We start from the raw sequence: 13,301 nt of genomic DNA on the forward strand, positions 1-13,301 counted from the left end.
TTGCTTGTCTGCACATAAAATGAGCTACACTTCCATGATAATCGGAAGGATCATCGGGCGGCGGCGCGTCTGTTCGAACAGAAAGCGACCCAATACTTCCTTCACATTATTTTTCAAGGACGACCACTCATTTACATTTTCTTCCATGCATTTCACAAGTGTTTGGGTGACGATGCGATTAGCCTCGTCCAGCAATTCTTCGGACTCACGTACATACACGAAGCCGCGGGAAATGATGTCGGGACCGGACAAAATCGTACCGTTTTGTTTGCTGAGCGTAACGACAACTACCAGAATACCATCTTGAGAGAGTAATTTGCGGTCTCGCAATACAATATTTCCCACATCTCCGACACCTAATCCATCGATCAGCACGATGCCTGCGTGAACCTTGCCGCCGTAACGGGCGTTGCCACCGGAAATTTCGACGGTGTCGCCATTGTCCAGCAAGAAAATGTTCTCCGCTGGAATTCCGACCTGTTCCGCAAGAATCGAGTGGCTTTTCAGCATGCGATATTCTCCATGAATCGGGATGAAGAATTTGGGTTTCATGAGATTGAGCATCAGACGAAGATCTTCTTGGCTGCCATGACCGGATACGTGGACGGTTCCGTTTGGTCCATGGCCGCCGTAAATCACCTCGGCTCCAATGCGGGAAAGCTGGTCAATCGTGCGCGCTACGTACTTTTCATTCCCAGGAATTGGGGTAGCGGCGATAATCACGGTGTCTCCTGGAAGAATATCGATTTTCCGATGGGCGGATCGGGCCATGCGAGTGAGCGCCGACATCGGCTCTCCCTGGCTTCCAGTAGACAGAATCACTACCTGCTCGGCAGGCAATTTGTTAATTTCATCCGTATCCACAATCAAACCGTCCGGCACAAAAAGATAGCCCAGATCACGGCTGATATTGATCACATTTTGCATGCTTCTGCCGACAACGGTCAGTTTTCGGTTAAATTGCACAGCAGCATCCACGACTTGCTGGATCCGGTGCACGTTGGATGCAAAAGTGGATACGACGATGCGGCCTGTGGATTTGCTGAACACATCTTTAATGGCAATTCCAACCGAACGTTCTGAGCCTGTAAAGCCAGGACGCTCCGCATTGGTACTGTCCGAGAGCAAGCACAAGACGCCGCGCTCGCCGATCATCGCCATTTTGGCCAAATCAGCCGTCTGGTTGTTGATCGGCGTCTGATCAAATTTGAAATCTCCCGTATGAACAATGTACCCTTCAGGTGTCTCCAGGCATACGCCGACACAGTCAGGAATACTGTGGTTTACCCGGAAAAAGGTAGCCTTCATGCTTCCGAGGACGATCTCCGAATCACTGTTGATCAATACGCGCTTCGTATCGTTTAATATGCCCGCTTCCTTCAATTTTGCATCAATCAGTCCGAGGGTAAGCTTGGTTGCATAGACTGGTACATTGAGGTGCTTCAAGAAATAGCTCAACCCACCGATGTGGTCCTCATGCCCATGCGTAATGATGATCCCCCGAACCTTATCGCGATTTTCCTCCAAGTAAGTGATGTCTGGAATCACCATGTCAATTCCCAGCATCTCTTCTTCCGGGAATTTCAATCCAGCATCAATTACTACGATGTCATCATCGCATTGTACCACGTACATATTCTTCCCAATTTCGCCGACTCCGCCCAGGGCGAAAATGAGAACAGAGTGATTCGACTTTGCCAAAACTTGTAACCTCCTATATTTAGTTGTCATTGTACACTCAAAAATAACCGCCCCAAATCACTTGTTTTCATTATACCCGAAGTGAAAACGTGAACACAAGAAAAAAGAGCCATTCACGAAGAATGGCTCTTGCTGCAATTATGGATGCTAGGCTAAGTGGGCAAGCAGGGACTGAACGAACGCTTTTTCCTCTTCGTTCAGCTCCACCAACGGCAGTCGTACTCCACCCACATCTATCCCCAATTGGTTCAAGGCTTCCTTGGTCGGTCCCGGGCTCGGGTAGGCAAACAAACCTTCGAAGATTGGCATCAGCTTGCGATGAAGGCTTGCCGCTTCCTTCAGGTTGCCGTCAAAAAAGGCGTTGACCATTTCCTTCATTTGACGTCCTGCGATATGACTGGCAACACTGACAATCCCTACGCCTCCGATCGACAGAACCGGCAGTGTCAGGCTGTCATCACCGCTGTATACTTCAAACCCCTCGGGAGCATGCTCGATGATAGCTGCGATCTGACTCAGATTGCCGGATGCTTCTTTCATGCATACGACATTGGGAAGCTGCGCCAGCCGAAGCGTGGTCTCAGCAGTCATGTTGACAGCGGAGCGGCCGGGTACATTGTACAGCATGACGGGCAGCTCTGTGGCAGAGGCGATTGCGTGAAAATGAGCATACAGCCCTTCTTGGGAGGGGCGGCTGTAATAGGGCGCTACCAGCATAATCCCATCCACGCCCAAGCTTTGCGCTTCTTTCGTGAATTCCACACTCGCCTGCGTATTGTTGCTTCCAGTGCCGGCGATAATGTGGCATTTGCCTTTTGCATAGCTGACTACATGTTTGAAGAGATCCAGCTTTTCTTTCTGCGACAGGGTGGGGGATTCCCCCGTCGTGCCGCTCACGACAATACCTTCGCTCCCTGTCTCCAGCAAATGATCGATCAGACGTTCGGTTTTCTCATAATCAACCTGGTTTTGATCATTAAATGGCGTTACCATCGCGGTAACCAGTCGGCCAAAACGTGCCACTGCCTATCCAACTCCTCTATCAATGGTCAGAATGGAAACCTACACATGATGTTGATGCAGATGGAATTGTTGATGCAAAGCACGGACAGCCCTTACCATATCTGCCTCATGTACGAGTACCCAGATGGTCGTATGCGAATCTGCCGACTGCAAAATCTGAATATCTTCATGAGTCAAAGCCTCAACGATTTGAGCCATTACTCCCGGTACACCCGTCATTCCGGCGCCAATCACAGAAACCTTTGCACAGCATGGCAGCAGTTGTGGCTCATAGCCCATCTCTGTCAACAATCGTGCCGCTTTCTCTCCTAATTCGTCATGGACCGTGTAGGCGACTCCCAACGGATTTACGTTTATAAAATCAACACTGATGTTGTGTGTCGCCATCGTCTTGAAGACCTGGAGCTGTGTATCGTACTGTCCCTCTTTATTGGCAACTTTAATCTGTGTAATGTTGGGTACATGCGCGATTCCCATTACGACCCGATCATTCACCGCATACCCCAACTTGCCGATCTCCAGCATCGTTGTGACCAATGTACCGGGATCGTCCGAAAACGTCGAGCGGACACGAATTGGTACGTTCGCCTGCATCGCAATCTCTACAGCGCGCGGATGAATGACTTTGGCACCCAGATGCGCCATATTGCAAATCTCCGTATAGGTAACGGTGGTCAGGGGTTGCGCTTCCTCCACGATCCGAGGATCTGCCGTCATAATTCCTTCTACATCCGTAAAAATGTCCACCATTTCGGCTTCCAGTGCCACCCCGAGCGCGGTCGCTGTCGTATCGCTGCCCCCGCGCCCCAAGGTCGTAATCTCCCAATCTTCTGTGCGTCCCTGAAAACCAGGTACGATGAGTACATTCCCTTCCTGCAGCTCCTTGATCATTCGTGCAGGGTCGATATGGTTAATCTGGGCCTGGGTAAAATCATCGCTTGTTACGATATTCGCCTGGCCCCCAGTTAATATCTTCGCTTTTATCCCACGCGCATGCAGCATGCTGCACATCACTGTTGCGGAAATGATTTCGCCCGTGTGCAAGAGCAAATCCATTTCTCTGCTTGGCAGTGTATTTCCGTTGCTTCGTATGAGCTGCAAAAGTGTATCCGTAGCGTAGGGATCGCCCTTGCGTCCCATCGCCGAGACGACCACGACGAGGGAATATCCCTCGTCTATCGCCTTTTCTATATGGTAGATTGCCCTCATTCGGCAATCCTCCGTCGTCAAGGAAGAACCACCGAACTTCTGGACGAGAATCTTCACAAACCTCTCCCCTATGCTCTTGCTTTGATGAGTTCCTCAGCGATTTGCACCGTATTCCAAGCAGCACCTTTCAGCAGGTTGTCTGAAACGATCCACATATGCAGGCCGCGAGGATGATGGAGGTCACGTCGTACACGACCGACAAAGACATCAAGCTTCCCTGTCGCATCAGTAGCGAGCGGATATTGTTGCTCTTCTGGTACATCTACAAGTACGATGCCTGGTGCTTTTTCCAGGAGGGATTTGACTTCAGCCAAATCGTAATCGTTCTTCAGTTCTACGTAGACTGATTCACTGTGTCCATATACAACTGGAATACGTACGCAGGTTGCGGAAACATGGACCTGATCATCTGCGAAGATTTTTTTCGTTTCATTAATCATTTTCATCTCTTCGTAAGTAAATCCATTTTCCGTAAACACATCGATTTGCGGAATGGCGTTAAATGCAATCTGATGGTGTACAGGAAGCTTTCCGACCGGCAGAACTTCACATGTCGGCTCCTTGCCATCCAGCACTTCACGGCTTTGCGTAAGCAGTTCGTTGATGGCCGACTGACCAGCACCCGATACTGCTTGGTAGGTGGACACAATAATCCGATCTATTCCATAACGATCATACAAGGGTTTCAGAGCGGCTACCATCTGAATGGTGGAGCAGTTGGGGTTCGCAATAATCCCATTGTGCGCCAGGGCAGCATCCATGTTTACTTCTGGAACAACCAATGGCACTTCAGGATCCATGCGGAAGGCACTGGTATTGTCGATGACTACGGCACCATGGCGCACAGCGTGATGAGCCAGCTCCTTGCTGACCGAACCGCCTGCGCTGAACAGGGCGTAATCAATACCAGCGAAACTTTCCGGAGTCGCTTCTTCCAGAACCACTTCTTGCCCCTTGAACATGACAGTCTTGCCGGCAGACCGTCCGGATGCAAGCAGCTTCAATTGTTTAATCGGAAAATTGCGTTCTTCCAGAATTCGAATCATTTGTTGTCCGACTGCACCCGTTGCGCCCACGACGGCAACATTATAAGTCAGTTGGTTCGCCATCTCTTACTCTCCTCCTAATCGCGAAAAACAAGTCAATTGGTTTTTCTCTAGTGTTTTTAGTAGTTGAATCTCTCGATAAGCAGGGGCTGCAATTGTCGCCCTTCCATAGCAGCTATGCACGTCTCCACGAGCAGGTCCATGCGTGCTACCAGTGAGTTCGGCTTTTTGTCCGGAGCATCTTGCCCGAACGGGACGAAGTAGATATTTTTGGCTGCCAACAGCTTGGCAATATTGGCTGCATTTAATCCCAGTCCATCGTTGGTGGATATGGCGACAACCAGCGGTCGCAGGTTGCGCATCGTCGCTTTCGCTGCCATCAGTACTGGACTGTCTGTAATCGCATTGGCCAATCGGCTGGTCGTACTTCCCGTGCAGGGCGCAATCAGCATGACGTCGAGGAGTTTGGACGGCCCTAGAGGCTCGGCTTGAGGAATCGTAGAAATCAGTTCCTCGCCCGTGATCTCCTTGATTTGCTGTTGCCAGCTTTGCGATGTGCCAAAGCGAGTATCCGTTGTCATAACCGTGTTGGAGACGATAGGAATGACTCTTGCCCCTTCATCCACAAATCGCTGGATTTGCGGCATCGTCTCTTCAAATGTGCAGTGTGAGCCGGATAGCCCGAATCCAATGGTTTTTCCTTGAAGTTTACCCATGCTGATTCCCCCTGGATCTCGTTTGCTCCGCAATCAGACGCGACAAGGTCTGGGCCATGATTTGTCCTGCGGTTTTTGGTGCAACGATTCCGGGCAGTCCAGGTGCGAGCAGTGCCTTGATCCCCCGTCTTTCGGCGTAGCGAAAATCTGTGCCACCCGGTTTGGAAGCGAGATCGAGGATAAACGCCGACTGCGGCATTTGAGCGATTACTTCTGCTGTCAGGATTAATTGCGGGACCGTATTGAAGATAAAATCAACATTCGTCACGTGCTGCCTTACTTCGCCTATATGGAAGGGAGTCAATCCCATCTCATAAATGCGCGCCAAGTGTTCCTGACGCCTTGCTCCAACTTTGACACGGGCTCCAAGTGCATGTAAGGCCCGAGCCATGGATAACCCGGTACGGCCCAATCCCAATACCATGCTGTTCGAACCGTGAATGGTTATATCCGTGTTTTGGATCGCCATCATCAAAGCTCCCTCTACAGTTGGGATGGAGTTGTAGATGGCTACATCATCACGATCCAGCAATTCTACCAACGGAATGTTTTTTGGCTCCAACAGTCCGCGCAGGTATGGTTTGGCCATCCCCGTGTATACCACACAGTGCTTTGGCAGGCTTGCAACATGCTCTTCTTGCAGCTTTAGTTGTTTGGAGCAAAAGATGCTTTCTACATAACCAGAGTCATCAGTTCCGACAATGGGTAGGATGAGGGCATCCGCGTCTTTCAACACATCGCATGTTAATGGTCTCTTCGTTGCCCCTGTGAAATTGCTTTCCAGGTTGTCGAAGCCAATCAACGTCACCATCGCATCCAGTTGAATGCAGCGTTTAATCACTTCCAACTGGCGCGCGTCGCCGCCGATGAAGGCAACATGTATGCCCGTTAGCATGCTGCGTTCCCCTTTCCACACATTTTACTGCATCTTGATTGAAACGCAAGGGTTTTTCCGTACGAAACGTAAGTCGCGAAACGTTGTAGTCTACCTCCATCCTATTCTCTCGCCCTTGGTTCGGTGACACTGAGTCTACTTTTGAACCGTTTGATTCTCCAACGGCTTCAGCTGGATGATGATCATGTCCGGCCCAATCTTGATGATGGAGCTCCACGGAATCACAATGTCCTCCCTTTTCTTGCCCAAACCCAAAAAGCCGCCTCCAGACAACAAAATGGATTCAATCGCTCCGTTTTGCGGATCGATGACCAGATCAGAGTCGCCAATCACACCCATCCTCTCTCCGGTATCCAGCCCGATGATCTCCTTGCCACCCAATTCGCTCAAGCGCATAGACGCACTCCCTTTGTCCACGTGATTTACTGTTGATATACGCAAAAAAATCCGGCCTATGCCGGATTTTTCAACTAGATACGAGCACATCGCTTTTCACATTTTTCGGGAAGTCCTCCAAGGGGCTTACCATTGCGAGCGCCATCTTGCTGCGGAACAGCTCTTGGGCTACCGCCATGACCGATTCATGGGAGACACGGTCAATTTTCGCGATGATTTCATCGAGACTGAGGTGTCGGGAGAGCAGCAATTCGTTCTTGCCCAGACGGCTCATTCGGCTGCTGGTGCTTTCCAGGCTGAGCATCAGGCTTCCTTTCAGCTGTTCTTTTCCTTTGTTGAGTTCCTTATCCGTAATGCCGTGGACAGTCACGTCCTGCAAAATGTTGGTGACGATGTCAAATACCTGCCCGACGTGTTCAGGAGCCGTTCCCGAATAAATCGTAAACGAGCCAGTCTCTTTGTAGGAAGAATGATATGAATAGACCGAATAAGCCAATCCCCGCTCTTCGCGAATTTCTTGGAACAGTCTAGAACTCATGCTTCCTCCGAGGACATTGTTCAGCAGGATCAATGAGTAGGTATTCTCGTGCCCAACCTGGAATCCAGGAAGGGAGATGCACAGATGGGCCTGCTCGGTTGCTTTTTTATGGCCGATGATGCCGCCGGAAAACGGAGGCTTGGTCAGGCTGATATCACTGCCCTTGCGCGAAAATCCGGAAAAACGCGTTTTGATCTCCTCAATTAACGCGTCATCAAAATTTCCTGCTACCGTGATCACGGTATTCCCCGGCAGATAATGCTCCTCAATGTATTGGACAAGATCGTCCCTCTTGAGGCTGCGCAGGACATCCTCCGTCCCCAGGATGGAGTAGCCGAGCGGATGCTGGCCGAAGCTGGCGCGACTGATCAGATCGTGTACCAGGTCGTCAGGCGTATCCTCATACATGCTGATCTCTTCGATGACGACATTTTTCTCCTTCTCCAGTTCTTCAGGATCAAAAACGGATTCAAAAAACATATCGGCCAGCACATCCAGAGCTATTGGAGCGTGCTGATCGAGCACACGGGCATAGTAGCAGGTGTACTCTTTGGAAGTAAACGCATTCACGTTTCCGCCGATCTCATCGAACGTCTCCGCAATCTCTTTCGCGGAGCGTGTAGCGGTGCCTTTGAAAAACATGTGTTCCAGAAAATGGGAAATTCCGTTGTTTTGTTCATTCTCATATTTCGAACCGGTCCCCACCCAGATACCGATGGCAACAGAGCGAACAGACGGGATTTTCTCCGTCACGATTCTCAGACCGTTTTCACAAGTATGGCGTTGTATCACAAAAATCCTCCTTGGCGAATCTTATCGTCTTCGATCCTCATAGGCAGATCTGTAGCCGTAAACACGTCTAACTATAGCAAACTTCCAGTCTCACCACAACAAAGGAGCATGCTTCAGGACTGTTTGGGCAGACGGCTGCTGGAGATGACCTCTGATACGGTGGTTGGTACAAGCCCTTTTTGCTTGGCGAGTGTAAGCAATTGGTCCAGGCTTGCCTCCGATGCAGCAGTCGGGTGCATCAGAACAAGCACGCCATTTTCCATTCGTTTGCTGATTCTTTGGATAACCCACGAAGGGGACGGTTTTTTCCAATCGACTGTGTCTGCAGTCCACATGATCGTCTGCATGTCATAGGAAGAGCGAGCAATATCCACGACACGCTGATTGAATGATCCGGATGGAGGGGCGAAGAGGCTGGGCTTGATCCCGACTGTATTTTCGATCACTTCCTGCGTGCGCCGGATTTCCTGATGGATTCTTTCGACCCCCAGATACTTCATATCGGGATGGGAATAGGCGTGATTGCCGATTTCATGGCCGCGCTGAGCGATTTTCTTGGCTTCCTCCGGATATTTTTTGACCCAGGAGCCATCGAAAAAGAAGGTTGTTTTGACCTGGTGCTTGTCGAGCGTGTCCAGCATGGAATCCAGGTACTCGTTCCCCCATGCCACGTTGATCATAAAAGAAATGGCAGGCTTTTTGGGATTGCCCCGATATACCGGATGAGCTCCCAGTTGCTTGAGATCAACAGCCGGTTCTACTTCTTTGAATACAAGCCATTCGGGACCTGCTTGCTTGGAAGCCAGCATTTTCTCGATGGACGCGTCTACATCTACCACCAGTCCATTATAGCCCGGTACCGCTTTCCATGTGGGGTCCACCTTTGCATCTACCGGCGCTTCTTCCCGTCCCGCTTTCCACGTTTCGATCTTCTGGCGCAATTGTTCCCTCTCGTCCCCAGCGGCGGTTGCGAAGACAGCTTCCTTCCCTTTTACCGCATCGACATAACGGGATATCGACTGTCCATTCATCAGGAATGTCACCAGCACCGCGATCCCGATCGCGAACCACAGCCTCCTCTTGCCCTTCGTCATAGGACCCTTTCCTCCTCCAAAACGTACAAGTCTCTCTTTGTCCACTTTATGTATGTGAGAAGAAAGTTAGACGAAAAAAGAAAAAGCTTCCGTACGCGAAGTGTTCTTCGAGTGACGAAGCCTTTTGGGTAGGACTATTATTCAGCTTGCGCGGGCGCTTCCTGTTTGGCTGCTGCCTGCTCTTTGAGCACAGCCTTGCGGGAAAGATTGACACGACCTTGGTCGTCAATTTCCGTAACCTTCACTTCGATCTTATCGCCTACTGCGACTACATCCTCAGTCTTGGCTACGCGCTCCTCCGCCAATTGAGAGATGTGGCACAAGCCTTCCTTGCCGGCAAACAGTTCTACGAATGCACCGTATTTCTCGACGCGCTTGACCGTGCCCAGATACGTCTGGCCAACAGCCACTTCGCGAACAAGATCTTCAATGATTTGTTTCGCACGCATGTTTGCCTCGTGGTTTATGGAGGCAATAAAGACGCGTCCATCCTGCTCGATGTCGATCTTCACGCCGGTTTCCTCGATGATCTTGTTGATTACGCGACCTTGAGGACCAATGACATCGCGGATTTTTTCCGGATTGATCGTCATTGTCATAATTTTAGGCGCGAATGGAGACAGTTCTTTGCGCGGTTCGGAGATCGTGCTCATCATGTGCTCGAGAATGTGCAGACGTCCAATGCGCGCTTGCTCCAACGCCATTTGCAGGATTTCACGATTAATCCCGGAGATCTTGATATCCATCTGGATTGCGGTTACACCAGCTTCTGTCCCGGCTACCTTGAAGTCCATATCTCCCAGGTGGTCTTCCATGCCCTGGATGTCCGTAAGAATGGAGAAGGTGTCTCCGTCTTTTCCCATGATCAAGCCCATCGCGATACCAGCTACAGGTGCTTTAATCGGCACACCTGCGTCCATCAATGCAAGAACGCTGGCGCAGATCGATGCCTGCGACGTGGAACCATTGGACTCAATCACTTCGGACACCAGACGAATGGTGTACGGGAACTCTGTCTCACTTGGAATGATCGGTTCAATCGCCCGCTCACCCAAGGCACCATGGCCGATTTCACGTCTTCCAGGAGGTCGAAGTGGTCGTGCTTCCCCTACGCTGTACGGCGGGAAATTGTAGTGATGCATGAAGCGTTTGGATTCTTCCAGACCCAATCCATCCAGAATTTGGACGTCGCCCAAAGCACCCAATGTACAAACGCTAAGCGCTTGCGTCTGTCCGCGAGTAAACATAGCTGAGCCATGTGTACGGGCCAAGATGCCGACTTCGCTGGAAAGCGGGCGGATTTCATCCAATGCTCGTCCATCCGGGCGAACTTTTTCATCCGTAATCAGACGGCGTACTTCATCCTTGACGATATTGCCCAGCACTTCGGAAATCATTTTTTCCTGTTCTGCAAAGGCTTCCGGGTCTTGCGCTGCGAAGTGCTCCAGCGTCTCTGCCTTGATCTGATCAATGGCATCGTAGCGTGCTTGTTTTTCTTCGATGCGCACAGCTTCCTTCAACCGAGCTTCAGCGACGGCGCGCACCGCTTGGTCGACTTGTGGATCTACCTCGTGCAGAATGACTTGCATTTTTTCTTTGCCGATCTCTGCCACGATCATATTTTGGAATTCAATCAGCTGCCTGATCACTTCATGCCCTGTCATGATCGCTTCGAGCATAATCGCTTCCGGCACCTGGTTGGCAGATGCTTCTACCATGTTGATGGCACTGTGGGTACCTGCCACGACAAGGTGAATATCGCTCTTCTCCGCTTGCTCGACAGTCGGGTTGATAATAAATTGACCATCTACGCGTCCCACGATCACACCGGCGATCGGACCTTCAAAAGGAATTTCTGAGACGCACAACGCTGCGGATGTCCCGATCATCGCGGCGATTTCTGGCGAACAATCCTGATCGACAGACAAGACAGTGTTGACGATTTGTACATCGTTACGGAATCCCTCTGCAAAAAGCGGGCGTACAGGACGGTCGATCAAGCGGCTGGCGAGAATCGCTTTTTCACTTGGACGTCCTTCTCTTTTGATAAAGCCGCCGGGGATTTTCCCGACTGCGTAGAGACGCTCCTCATAGTTGACAGTGAGCGGGAAGAAATCAAGAGCTTTAGGTTCCTTCGAGACCGTCACCGCAGACAGAATTGCCGTATCGCCGTACCGAACCAGTACCGAGCCCTGAGCCTGTTTGGCCATTTTGCCAAATTCCAGCGTCAGTTTGCGGCCTGCCAGTTCAAAATCATATGTACGGTATTGTTGCTCCATGTTGCTAGCAGTCCTCCTTCACGACAATGTGCAGTTCTACACTTTGTTTTCTACCTGTATGTATTATTTCCTGCCGCAAGTAAAATTAAATGGATACCATTGGCAGCCTTTCGTGGTAATAAAAAAAGCTTCAATTTGAAGCTCGTACGAAGGGTGCAGCCCTGTATACGTCCATGTATAGGTTGGATGGCCCGCCGCACTCGGCAGCGAGCCCCCAACGTAGGAAAAAGCGGGAAGACCCGCTTTTTGCAAGACGTACCTTAGCGGCGCAGACCCAGACGGTCTACCACAGAACGGTAACGTTGAACATCTGTTTCTCTCAAGTATGTCAACAGGTTACGACGTTGACCTACCATTTTCAACAGACCGCGACGGCTGTGATGGTCTTTCTTGTGTGTACGCAGATGTCCGTTCAGGTTGTTAATGTTTTCGGTCAAGATAGCGATTTGCACTTCCGGCGAACCGGTGTCGTTCTCGTGAGTACGGAACTCTTCAATCAGTTGAGTTTTACGTTCTTGAGTCAATGCCATCTAGACTCACCTCCTTGTTTTGTATACCAGTCAGCCGAGTCTGCCGTCGGTGAGAATCGGACAGCCAAGCTGTGGTTATCTGTACAACGTTATGAATTATATCATATCGATTTCTGGAATGCAAAGCGTTATCGGCAGTTAGTAGGGTTCAGAGAACCTTTTCTTTGCGGTAGCCACGTCTTTTTGAATTTGTGCAATCAAAGCATCAACCCCGGCAAATTTTTGCTCTTCGCGGATGTAGAAGAGAAACTCGATTTCTACTTCTTCGCCATAAATCTCCCGGGAGAAGTCAAAAATGTGCACTTCTAGCGATTTTTCTTTCTTCTCCAACTCAAAGGTTGGCTTGATCCCGACGTTCATCACTCCGAAATACGTTTGCTGATCTACGGTAAAGCGAACGCCATAGACTCCGTTTTTGCCGATGAGGTAGGGCCGCAGTGCCGCTACGTTGGCGGTCGGAAAGCCAATCGTGCGCCCCCGCTTGTCGCCATGCACGACGGTCCCCCGCACTTTGTAAGGACGTCCCAGCAAGTGACGGGCCTGTTCCACATCGCCATGGTGCAGGTATTCGCGAATGACCGTGCTGCTCACCTTTTCTCCCAAGCGGTTGACCGGCCCGACAATGTCAACGCCATACCGGCCCCGGCTCATCTCTTGCAAGGTCTGCGCTGTCCCCATGCCCCGATGTCCAAATGTGTAGTCAAATCCGACGACTACGTGGCGGCAAGAGAGCGGCAGCAGGCATTCGTCAATGAAATCCTCGGGATATACGGCGGCGAACGAAATGTCAAACTGCATGACGTATGTGGTGTCTACGCCCATTTTTTCAAATTGCTCCAGCTTGTCCGGCAAAGGAGTCAAATAGTGGTTGTAGCCGCTTTGTCCCAGCACTTCCCGCGGATGGGGATCAAACGTCAGGACCGTGCTTTGCCAGCCATTCGCCTTTGCGATGTCAATAGCCTTCTGGATCACTCTGCGATGGCCGAGATGGACTCCGTCAAAATATCCTAAGGCGATCGCGGAAGGATTTTGCTCATGGAAGTCATGGGGTAATGGATATGACAGGGAAATGGTTTTCACAG

General features: G+C 50.6%; 12 protein-coding genes. All 12 read right to left on the bottom strand.

Annotation, left to right across the window (positions count from 1 at the left end; translation table 11 throughout):
• Nucleotides 1-24: 24 nt before the first annotated feature.
• Nucleotides 25-1,701 (bottom strand): ribonuclease J, encoded by a 1,677-nt coding sequence (locus tag EDM58_RS15470; protein ID WP_122914139.1) that lies wholly within the window; start codon nt 1,699-1,701, stop codon nt 25-27.
• A gap of 147 nt (nt 1,702-1,848) precedes the next feature.
• Nucleotides 1,849-2,724, bottom strand: a complete 876-nt coding sequence (gene dapA / locus EDM58_RS15475; RefSeq protein WP_122914140.1) for a 4-hydroxy-tetrahydrodipicolinate synthase — start codon at nt 2,722-2,724, stop codon at nt 1,849-1,851.
• Nucleotides 2,725-2,763: 39 nt separating this feature from the next.
• A complete protein-coding gene (gene dapG, locus EDM58_RS15480; RefSeq protein ID WP_023557098.1) occupies nt 2,764-3,990 on the bottom strand; it encodes an aspartate kinase in 1,227 nt (408 codons plus the stop codon).
• An 11-nt stretch (nt 3,991-4,001) separates the two neighbouring features.
• On the bottom strand, nt 4,002-5,042 hold the full coding sequence (locus tag EDM58_RS15485) for an aspartate-semialdehyde dehydrogenase (RefSeq protein WP_023557099.1): 1,041 nt from the start codon (nt 5,040-5,042) through the stop codon (nt 4,002-4,004).
• Between the two features lie 56 nt (nt 5,043-5,098).
• Nucleotides 5,099-5,695: a dipicolinate synthase subunit B gene (locus EDM58_RS15490; RefSeq protein WP_122914141.1), complete on the bottom strand. Its 597-nt coding sequence runs from the start codon at nt 5,693-5,695 to the stop codon at nt 5,099-5,101.
• Complete coding sequence (gene dpsA / locus EDM58_RS15495) at nt 5,688-6,590, bottom strand: dipicolinate synthase subunit DpsA (RefSeq protein WP_122914142.1); 903 nt, start codon at nt 6,588-6,590, stop codon at nt 5,688-5,690. Before dpsA ends, EDM58_RS15490 begins: the two co-directional genes overlap by 8 nt.
• A gap of 135 nt (nt 6,591-6,725) precedes the next feature.
• On the bottom strand, nt 6,726-6,986 hold the full coding sequence (locus EDM58_RS15500) for a YlmC/YmxH family sporulation protein (RefSeq protein WP_122914143.1): 261 nt from the start codon (nt 6,984-6,986) through the stop codon (nt 6,726-6,728).
• Between the two features lie 70 nt (nt 6,987-7,056).
• Entirely contained in the window at nt 7,057-8,316 is a 1,260-nt protein-coding gene (locus EDM58_RS15505) for a M16 family metallopeptidase (protein WP_122914144.1), read from the bottom strand.
• A gap of 113 nt (nt 8,317-8,429) precedes the next feature.
• A complete protein-coding gene (locus tag EDM58_RS15510) occupies nt 8,430-9,410 on the bottom strand; it encodes a polysaccharide deacetylase family protein (protein WP_122914145.1) in 981 nt (326 codons plus the stop codon).
• 137 nt (nt 9,411-9,547) lie between these two features.
• The gene (gene pnp / locus EDM58_RS15515; RefSeq protein ID WP_122914146.1) at nt 9,548-11,689 is read right to left on the bottom strand and encodes a polyribonucleotide nucleotidyltransferase; all 2,142 of its coding nucleotides are present in this window, start codon (nt 11,687-11,689) and stop codon (nt 9,548-9,550) included.
• Between the two features lie 260 nt (nt 11,690-11,949).
• Complete coding sequence (gene rpsO / locus EDM58_RS15520) at nt 11,950-12,219, bottom strand: 30S ribosomal protein S15 (protein WP_122914147.1); 270 nt, start codon at nt 12,217-12,219, stop codon at nt 11,950-11,952.
• A 138-nt stretch (nt 12,220-12,357) separates the two neighbouring features.
• Nucleotides 12,358-13,299, bottom strand: coding sequence for a bifunctional riboflavin kinase/FAD synthetase (locus tag EDM58_RS15525; protein ID WP_122914148.1), 942 nt, complete (start codon nt 13,297-13,299; stop codon nt 12,358-12,360).
• Between the last annotated feature and the right edge of the window lie 2 nt (nt 13,300-13,301).

The organism is Brevibacillus panacihumi, assembly GCF_003710985.1.
Lineage (GTDB): Bacteria > Bacillota > Bacilli > Brevibacillales > Brevibacillaceae > Brevibacillus > Brevibacillus panacihumi.